This is a genomic window from Achromobacter sp., from assembly GCF_049647645.1.
Lineage (GTDB): Bacteria > Pseudomonadota > Gammaproteobacteria > Burkholderiales > Burkholderiaceae_B > Achromobacter.
Genome location: NZ_JBARYB010000015.1, coordinates 1 through 9,827, shown reverse-complemented (window position 1 = coordinate 9,827; position 9,827 = coordinate 1). Strand labels below are relative to the sequence as shown.

The window sequence follows — 9,827 nt, the reverse complement described above, 5'->3', positions numbered from 1 at the left end:
GACTGTGGAGGCCGGGGGCGATGTGGCGGTGGACGCGCAGGGCAGCCTGCGCACGCAGGGCGCCTTGCGCGTGGCCGCGGGCAAGGACCTTTCCCTGTCGGGAGACCTGCTGACTTCGGACCAGGATCTGCGCGCGCAATCGGGGCGCAACCTGAAGGTGGCGGGACAGGCTGTCGTGCCGCAACCGGGGCAAGGCGGCAGCACGGGCGGGGGGGCCGGCACCGGCACGGGAGCCGGCAATGGCACGGGCTCCGGTTCCGGCTCGGGCTCCGGCACTGGCGCGGAGCCCGGCAAGACGCCTGAACCGGCTGCGCCGGGCGAACAAAGCGGCGGCGTCTCCACGGCGGGCGGCGTGGTGTCGGCGAAGGAAGGCGTCACGCTGCAGGCGGGGCGCGACATGCTGCTGTCGCGTCAGGTGTACGCGTCTGGCGCGCTGCAGGCGCAGGCCGGCGCGGACGCGGTGTCGGAGGCCGGCGCGCAACTGCAGTCCGGACGCGACATGGCGATACGCGCGGGCGAGGGCGTCACGCTGGCTGGCGCGGCCTTGACCGATGGCGCGATGCTAATCGAGTCCACGCGCGACCTGCGCCTGGATGGTAGCGCGCTGGCCTACGGCGGCGCGCTGGATCTGAAGAGCGGCGGCGATCTGCGCATGGGCGCGGCCAGCAAGGCGCAGGGCCAGCGGGTCGGGCTGGACGCGGCGCGCGATCTGCGGGCCGATGGCGAATTGGTGTCTGAGAACGCGGCCGGATTGAAGGCCGGACGCGAGGCCGCGGTGGGCGCGCGAGTGCTGGCGCGCGGCGACCTGGACCTGAACGCGCAAGGCGCGACGGCCGTCACCGGGCAACTGGAAGCCTTTGGGCGCGCACGGTTGCAATCCGGAGCGGGCATTTCACTGGCGGGCAGTCTCAGCGGCAATCAAGGCGTGGAGCTGAGCGCTGCGGGTCCGCTCGCCATCAGCGGCGCGGTGGGCGCGGCGGCAGGCGAGCTGAACCTGGCGTCGGGCGGCGACCTTTCCGTCAGCGGCAGCGCGCAGGCGGGCGGGCCGGTGGCGTTGCGCACGCAGGGCGCGCTGAACGTGGCGGGTACGGTGTCCTCGCTGGCTGGACTGACGGTCCAGGCGGCGCGTGATGCCACGGTCGACGGCAAATTGCTGGCCGGCGGTCCGCTGCTGCTGGAAGCGATAGGCCAGGTAGCGGCGGGCGCGCCCTCGCGCCTGCAGTCGGACGGGGCCATGCAGCTACGCGCGGGCCAGAGCCTGTCCGTGGCAGGCATGGCGGAAACCAATGCCAGCCTGACGCTGGGTGCGGGCCGCGATCTGCGGGTGGATGGCGTGGCGCTGGCCTACGGCGGCCAACTGTCGATGAACGCAGGCAATGATCTGAGCCTGGGCGGCGCCAGCCGCACGCAGGGCGAAGGTATTGCGGCACGCGCGGGCGGCGACCTGTCGGCGGACGGCGCGATGGCCGCACGCGGCGACATCGCACTGATCGCTGGGCGCGATGCGCAGCTCGGCGGCAAGACGGTCGCCACCAAGGATGTGACGCTCGAAAGCGGACGCAATCTGAGCATGGCGCAGGCTGCGCAGCTGGAGGCGGAAGGCGCGGCGCAAATCAAGGCGGGGCAGGACGCGACGCTGGCGGGCGCGGTGCGCACCAATCAAGGCAACCGTATCGAGACCGCAGGCGCCTTGCGCATGGACGGCGAAACTTCCTCTGTCGCAGGCGCAATCGATCTGCTCGCGGGCGGCGACCTGGCGGTGGGCGCGCAGGGCAAGGCATACGCGGGCGGCGCGCTGAGCGGCGCAAGCGGCGGCGCCTTATGGGTGGCTGGCGAACTGGCCAGCCAAGGCGGCCTGAGCCTGGCATCGGCGGGCGGCGCGACGGTGGATGGCCGGCTGTTATCCGGCGATGCCTTGTCGCTGCGGGCAGGCGCGGACCTGAACACGGGATCCGCCGCGCAACTGCAATCGTCCAAGGGCATGACACTGAGCGCAGGCCAGGATGCCAAGCTCGCGGGCACTGCCTTGAGCGATGGCGGCATCGCGATCGACGCGGCGCGCGCGCTGAGCGTGAACGGCAGCGCACTGGCTTACGGCGGCGGCTTGGCTTTGAACGCCGGCAGCGATCTGCTGTTGGGCGACGTCAGCAAGACGCAGGGCAAGGGCGTCACGGCCACGGCGGGGCGCGACCTCGTCACCGGCGGCGAGATGGCGGCGGTGGGATCGGCCACCCTGACGGCAGGCCGCGATGCGGCGATCGGTGCCAGGCTCAACGCCGATGGCGGCCTGACGTTGCGCGCCCAGGACACGGCAAAGGTCACGGGTCAGCTGGAAGCGACGGGCAGTGCAAGCCTGCAAGCCGGCGGCGATGTGTCGCTATCGGGCAGCCTGCTCAGCAACCAGGGCACGGAGCTGCGGGCGGGAGGCGCGCTGGACGTCAACGGTACGGCCGGCGCGGCGCTAGGCGCGTTGACGTTGGCCTCGGACCGCGACATGACAGTGGGCGGCAGCGCCCAATCCGGCGGTCCCTTGTCCATGATCGCGAAGGGCGCGTTGAACGTGGCGGGCACGGTGTCCTCGCTGGCCGGGCTGACGGCCCAGGCCGCGGGCGACGCCACGGTCAACGGCAAGCTGCTGGCCGGCGGTCCGCTGTTGCTGGAAACGATGGGCCGGCTGGTTGCGGGCGCGGATGCGCGCCTGCAATCGGAAGACGCCATGCAGTTGCGCGCTGGCCAGGATCTGGTCCTGGCGGGACAGGCGGAAGCCAACAAGAGCTTGGCGCTGAATGCCGCGCGCGACCTGCGCGTGGAGGGCGCGGCGTTGGCCTACGGCGGCCAATTGGCTATGGACGCGGGCAAGGATCTGCGCCTGGACAACGCCAGCCGCACGCAGGGCGAGGGCGTGACGGCGCGTGCCGGCGGTGATCTGCTGGCGGACGGAACCATGGCGTCGCGCGGCGATATCGCGTTGATTGCGGGCCGCGATGCCAGCCTCGGCGGCAAGACCGTGGCCGCGGGCGACCTGAAGCTCGATAGCGGGCGCCATCTGACCCTGGCCCAAAGCGCTCAACTGGACGCGGAAGGCAAGACGCAACTCAAGGTGGGGCAGGATGCGACGCTGGCGGGCGCATTGCGCAGCAACCAGGGCAACCGCATCGAAGCGGCGGGCGCCTTGCGCCTGGACGGCGCGACCTCGGCAGCATCGGGCGGAATCGACCTGCTGGCCGGAGGCGATCTGACAATCGGCGCCAGCGGCAAGGCGTTGGCTGGTGGCACGCTGCGCGGCGAGAGCGGCGGCGCCTTGTCGGTGGCTGGCGAACTGGCCAGCCAGGGCGCGCTGGCCCTGGTGTCGGCGGGCGGCGCGACGGTGGACGGCAAGCTGTTGTCCGGCGACACCTTGTCGCTGCAGGCAGGCAAGGACCTGCGCACGGGATCCGCGGCGCAACTGCAATCGTCCAAAAACATGACGCTGAGCGCAGGCCAGGACGCCAGCCTCGCGGGCGCTGCCTTGAGCGACGGCGGCATCGCGATCGATGCGGCGCGCGATTTGCGCGTGGATGGCAGCGCGCTCGCCTATGGCGGCGAGCTAGCCATGAATGCCGGCAGCGATCTGTTGCTGGGCAATGCCAGCAAGACCCAAGGCAAGGGCGTCACGGCGAAAGCCGCGCGCGACCTCATCGTCGGCGGTGAAATGGTGGCGGCGGGAGCGGCCACTCTGACGGCGGGTCGCGACGCGGCGCTCGGCGCCAAGCTGGGCGCCGACGGCGACCTGACGCTGCGCGCGCAGGACACGGCGAAGGTCACGGGCCAGCTGCAAGCGACGGGCGCTGCAAGCCTGCAGGCCGGCGGCGATGTGGCGTTGTCGGGCAGCCTGCTCAGCAATCAAGGCACGGAACTGCGGTCGGGAGGCGCGCTGGACATCAGCGGCACGGCCAGCGCGGCACAGGGCGTGCTGACCCTGGCCTCGGATGGCGGCATGACCGTGGGCGGCAATGCGCAAGCAGGCGGCCCCTTGTCCATGATCACCAAGGGTGCGTTGAGCGTGGCGGGCACGGCGTCCTCGCTGGCCGGCTTGACGGCGCAAGCGGGAAGCGACGCAACCGTTACGGGCAAGCTGCTGGCCGGCGGTCCGCTGTTGCTGGAGGCGATAGGACAGTTGCTGGCCGGCGCGGATGCGCGCCTGCAATCGGAAGGCGCCATGGCCCTGCGCGCGGGCCAGGACCTGGTCCTGGCCGGAGAGGCAGAAACCAACAAGGGCCTGACGCTGGATGCCGGGCGCGACGTGCAGGTGGACGGCGCGGCGCTGGCCTACGGCGGCCCATTGGCCACGGCGGCGGGCAACGACCTGCGCCTGGCCGACGCCAGCCGCACGCAGGGCGCAGGCGTGTCGGCAAGCGCCAAGGGCGATTTGCTGGCGGGCGGCGCCATGGCGGCGCGTGGCGACATCGTGTTGAGCGCGGGACGCGACGCGCGCATCGACAGCAAGGCCGCGGCCACCGGCAACATATCGCTGATTGCCGCGCGCGACCTTGCCATGGGCAAGACGGCGCAATGGGACGCTGAAGGCTCGTCGCGGGCCCAGGCCGGCAACGACATGACGCTGGCCGGCGCCTGGCGCGGCAACGGCGACCTGAGCATGGACGCCGCGGGCAAGCTGTCCGTGGATGGCGTCTTGGCTGCCAGTGCCGGCGGCCTGAGTTTGAACGCAGGCGGTGATCTGTCGATGGGTGGACTGGCGCGGGTCGCGGCCAAGGGCGCGGTCAATGTCACGACGCTGGGCGATCTCCGCGTGGCGGGCGCGCTCAGTTCCCTGGACGTCTTGACCCTTCAGGCTGCGCGCAACGCGGCCGTGGCGGGACAGGTCTATGCGGCGCGCGGCCTGGGCTTGAAGGCGGGCCAGGCGCTGACGGCGGCAGGCGGTTCGCACCTGCAATCCGACGCGTCGATGACGCTCGAGGCCGGGCAGGATCTGAACCTCGCCGGCACCGCGCTGGCCGAAGGCGGCATGTCGCTGGACGCCGCGCGCGACCTGCGCGTGGATGGCAACGCGCTCGCCTATGGCGGCGCGCTGCGGCTCAAGAGCGGCAATGACCTGTTGCTAGGGGCGGGCAGCCAGCAGCAAGGCAAGGGCGTGCAGGCCGATGCCGGCCGCGACCTGGCGCTGGGCGGCGTCCTCGTCTCCACCGCAGACGCAAAACTGCGCGCGGTGCGCGATGCGCGGGCGGACGGCAAGCTGGGCGCCGACGGCACGCTGGATGCCAGTGCCGGGGGCAACATGCGCATCGGCGCGGCGGCGCAACTGGATGCCTCGGAGCAGGCGCGGATTGCGGCTGCCGGTAATCTGGATATGGCCGGAGTCGTGCGCGGCGACAAGGGCGCGAGCCTGAACGCCGGGGGCCGCCTGGACCTGTCCGGCACGGCAGCATCCGCCAACGGCGCCCTGGACCTGATCGCAGGCGAAGACCTGATCTTGTCGGCCGGCAGCCGCGCCTTGTCCGGCGGCGCGCTGCAAGCGCGCGCGGGCGGTTCGCTGACGGCGGCCGGCACGATTTCCTCGCTGGCCGATCTGATCCTGGACGCGGTCACCGATATCCGCCTCGAAGGCCAGAACCTCGCGGCCGGCAAGCTGGCGCTTCAGGCCGGCGGCGCGCTGGCGACGACGGCGGACTCGCGTTTGCAGGCCGATGGCTTGGTCGATGTGCAGGCCGATAGCGCCGCGCTGGCAGGCACGTTGGTGGCCGGGCAATCCGCGACGCTGCGGATCGACAATGATCTCGCGGTGGCTGGCACGGTACTGGCCGATGCGGGCGCGCTCAAGGTGAATAGCGGCGGCTCCATGACGCTGGGCGGCGCAAGCGCGCTGCAAGCGGGTGGGCTGCTGGAAGCGCAGGCCGGCGGCAAGCTGCTGGCCAACGGCACGATTTCGGGCGAGAAGGACATCACGCTGAAGGCCGGCACGGACGCCGAACTGAACGGCAAGACCGTCGCCAACGGCACCCTGCGCGCCGATGCGGCTGGGGACTTGACCATCGGCCAGGCGGGTCTGGCCCAGGGCAGCAGCAAACTGCTGCTGGGCGCGGGCCAGGACCTGCGCATCGCCGGTACGGCCGGCACCGCCACGGGCGCGGGCGCCGGGGGTGGCACGTTGCAGGCTCGGGCGGGCCGCGACCTGTTCATCACGGGCACGGCGACCGCCGGCTCGCCCATGGTCCTGGGCGCGCAGCGCGACATCCGCATCGACGGCATCGCCACCGCGTTGGAAGGCGGCCTGACGGCCGACGCGGGCGCGAACCTGCTCGTTGGCGCAGGCGGCCGGATGCAGGCCTCCGACGGGCTCAACGCGCGCGCAGGCGCCAACCTGGATTCAGACGGTGTCATTGCCTCGGGCGGCGGCCTGACGCTCGCCGCAAGTGGAGACGTTCTTCTGGGCGGCCTTGCCGCTGCCTTGGGAGAACGCGCGGCGGGCAATGCCTCGATCACGGCCGGACGCGATCTCATCGTCAAGCAGAACGGCCAGCTTCAGGCTGCGGGCACGCTGACTGCCCGCGCCGATCGCGACCTGTACGCAACCGGCGCCTTGAGTTCGGTGGGCGACATGCTGCTGGCCGCCGCGCGCGACGCGCGGGTGGACGGCACTGCCGCCACCGACGCCAACCTGACGCTGACGGGCCGCAACGTAGCCGTGGGCGCGGCGGGGCTGGCGCAGGCCGGCCGCAAGCTGAGCGCCACCGCGCAAGAAGCGCTGCGGGCGGACGGACGCATGTTGGCCGGCGGTTCGCAAACGCTGACCGCAGGCGACAAGATCACGGTCGACGGCACGCTCGCCGCCTTGCAAGGCGACCTGTCGCTGACCGCGCAGCGCGGCGATATTGCGCTGGGCGCGGCTTCGCGCCTGCAGGCCGGGGGCGGGCTGACCGCGCTAGCGGGTGGCGCGCTCACCGCGTTCGGCTCGGCGGCCGCGGAACAAGGCATGACGCTGCGGGCAGGCACGGACGCAACGCTGGGCGGCATCGCCGCCACGCAAGCGGGCGAGATGATCGCCAGCGCTGGCGGCAGGCTCACCATCACGGCGGACGGTCGCTTGCAGTCCGGCGCGGGACTGGATCTGAGTGCGGGCGGTGCGCTGCTCAACGCGGGCATCGCGTCCGCGGGCACGCAGGCCAGACTGTGGGCCGGATCCACGCTGGACAACACCGGATCGGTGCTGGCCGGCGGTGACCTCATCGCCACCGCCTTGGGACAGCTTTCCAACGCCGGCCGTTTCGTGGCGGGCGTAGGCGCGGACGGTGCGCTCAGCCGGCCGGGCAGCATCACGCTGACGGGCGGCTCCATCGTCCATGGCGGCACCAGCCTCGCGGGCAAGGATTTGAGCCTGTCCGCGGGCAACTTGAACCTGGCGGGCGGCAAGCTGTCCGCCGTCGGCAAGGTCACGCTGGCCACGCCGGGCGACGTCGACAGCCGCAACGCGGTGGTGCAGGGCGGCGCCCTGGATATCAGCGCTGCCAATCTTCATAACCAGGGCGGCAAGCTGACTTCAACGGGCGATGCCGCCATCAAGCTGGCCGGCGCGCTGAATAACACTGGCGGGGTGATCGCCGCTGCCGGCGATGCGCGCATCGACGCCGCGAACGTCGTCAACCGCGACGGCACGCTGGCCGCCCGCGACCTCACCATTACCGCTACCGGCGCGGTGGACAACCGCGGCGGTCTGATCCAGGCCGACAACGTCCTGACCCTGAACGCCGCCAGCCTGGACAACAGCGGCACGCTGACCGCGGCCGGCACGCCGCCCAAGGGCGTGCTGGGCAAGGTCGTCTCCATCGTGGCGGATCGCGTCAACAATCAGGGCGGCTCCATCGAGGCGATCGAGAACCTGACCCTGGGCGCCAAGGAACTGGACAACACGGGTGGCGCGGTCGCTTCCCAGGGCAACGCCCGCATCGTCGCCGACACGCTCAAGAACACGCAGGGCACGCTGCAAGCCGGCAAGAGCCTGACCGTCATTGCGCAGGTGTTGCAGGGGCTGGGTGTGCTGCAATCCGCGGGCGACCTGTCGTTCGCGTATGCCGGCCCGCTGAACCAGGTGGGCGACATCTCCAGCGGCCGCGACCTCAGTCTGTCGGTAGGCGGCGCGATGGATAACCGCGCCAAGATCAGCGCCGGCCGCGATCTGAGCATCACGGCGGATTCGCTGAACAACCAGGCCTCCGGCCAATTGCTGGCCCGCGGCCAGAACCGCATCACGGTGACGCAAGGCCTGACCAACGCCGGCCTCATCGATGGCGCTTCGACCCGCATCACCGCGGGCCGTGTCGACAACTTCGGCCGCATCTACGGCGATGCCGTGTCGATCCAGGCCGGCGCGCTGGTCAATGGCGCGGGCGCGGGCGGCGGAGCCGTCATCGCATCGCGCGGCGGCATGGACCTGGGCGTGGGCTCGCTGGTCAACCGCGACCACGCGCTGGTCTACGCGGGCGCCGACCTGCGCATCGGTGGCGCACTGGACGCCGCCGGCCGCGCCATTGGCCAGGCCGGTTCGCTCTTGAACGCCTCCGCCACTATCGAAGCGGCAGGCAATGCCGGCATCTCGGCCGCGTCCATCCGCAACCAGAACGACCGCTACACCAACCAAACGGTGCAGGTGTCGAGCACGTCCAAGGTGTACTTCACGCCGGCCGGCACCACCGACATGTACGACGCTGAGACCAATTGGCTGTGCGACGAAGTGACGCCCATGTGCAGCAAGGATCCGGCCTGGCTGGACGACGATCCGGAACGCATGTTCCTGCTGCCGTCGGCCAGGTATCCGGCGTCGCGCTATGGACCGCCGTTCGACTATACGCCCAGCAAGAAGGGCAGGGGCGGCGAGACTTCGCCCATTACGCCGACCTATACCCCTCCCGACGTCGGGTGCAGCGGCGGCGATGCGGCCGACCTTTGCTGGGACCGGCCGGAGAAATTCCTTTACGGTTCCGGAGAGCGCATCTGGTCTGTCTTCGGTGTCACGCCTCCGGCCGGCCCCATGCCAGTCTGGGTTCCGCCGCTGTATGACAACTGCGCGATTATCGATGGCTGCGCAGCCGAGAAAGCGCGCCGCAAGGCTTACGAAGAAGCCTACGCCGCCTACAAGGCGCCGCACATGGAGTTGGAAGCGCACATCCGGGCATTCAATGCCGACTTCAACAACCGCCTGGTCGGGACGTTCACCTATTACCAGGTGCAGGAGACCGTCACCGAGACCCGCACCCTGTCCTCCGACCCCGGCAAGATCCTGTCGGGCGGGTCCATGACGCTTACCGGCGCCGTCACCAACGACAAGAGCCAGATCGCCGCGGGCGGCGCGCTCACGGTGGCCGGTCCTGCCATCAACAACATCGGCGCGGGCGGTGAACGCACCGTCACGCGCACGGGGACCATGACGGTCACCCAGGCGCGTTCGCGCGACCGCAAGGAGTATTCCGAGGCTTACAACGCCACCCTCGCGGGCCAGCCCATCGAACTGCCGGTCGGCACTTCCGGCGGCAACGTCGCCGTCCAGCTCAACGGCTCCCGACCCGGCGCCAGCAATGGCGGCGCCGCGCCCGGGCCGGTGCTGGTCGCCAGCGTCGGCCTGCCCGGCGGCACGGTGGTGCGCAGCGTCTCCAACCCGGCCGGCATTCCGGACAGCCAGCTCTATACCGTCAACGGCAGGCCCGATGCGCCCTACGTCGTTGCCACCGATCCGCGTTTCATCGGCCAGCGTCCGACCGTCTCCAGCGACTACCTGCTGGACCTGCTGAGCCAGCCGGGCGCGCTGCCCGGCACCGCCATCGGCAACGGCGCCGGCT

1 protein-coding gene is annotated in these 9,827 nt (G+C 71.2%); it reads left to right on the top strand.

The window, feature by feature from the left end; translation table 11 throughout:
* Nucleotides 1-9,827, top strand: a 9,827-nt coding sequence (locus tag WBB14_RS01840) for a beta strand repeat-containing protein (RefSeq protein WP_424238317.1), incomplete at both ends; no start/stop codon positions are given.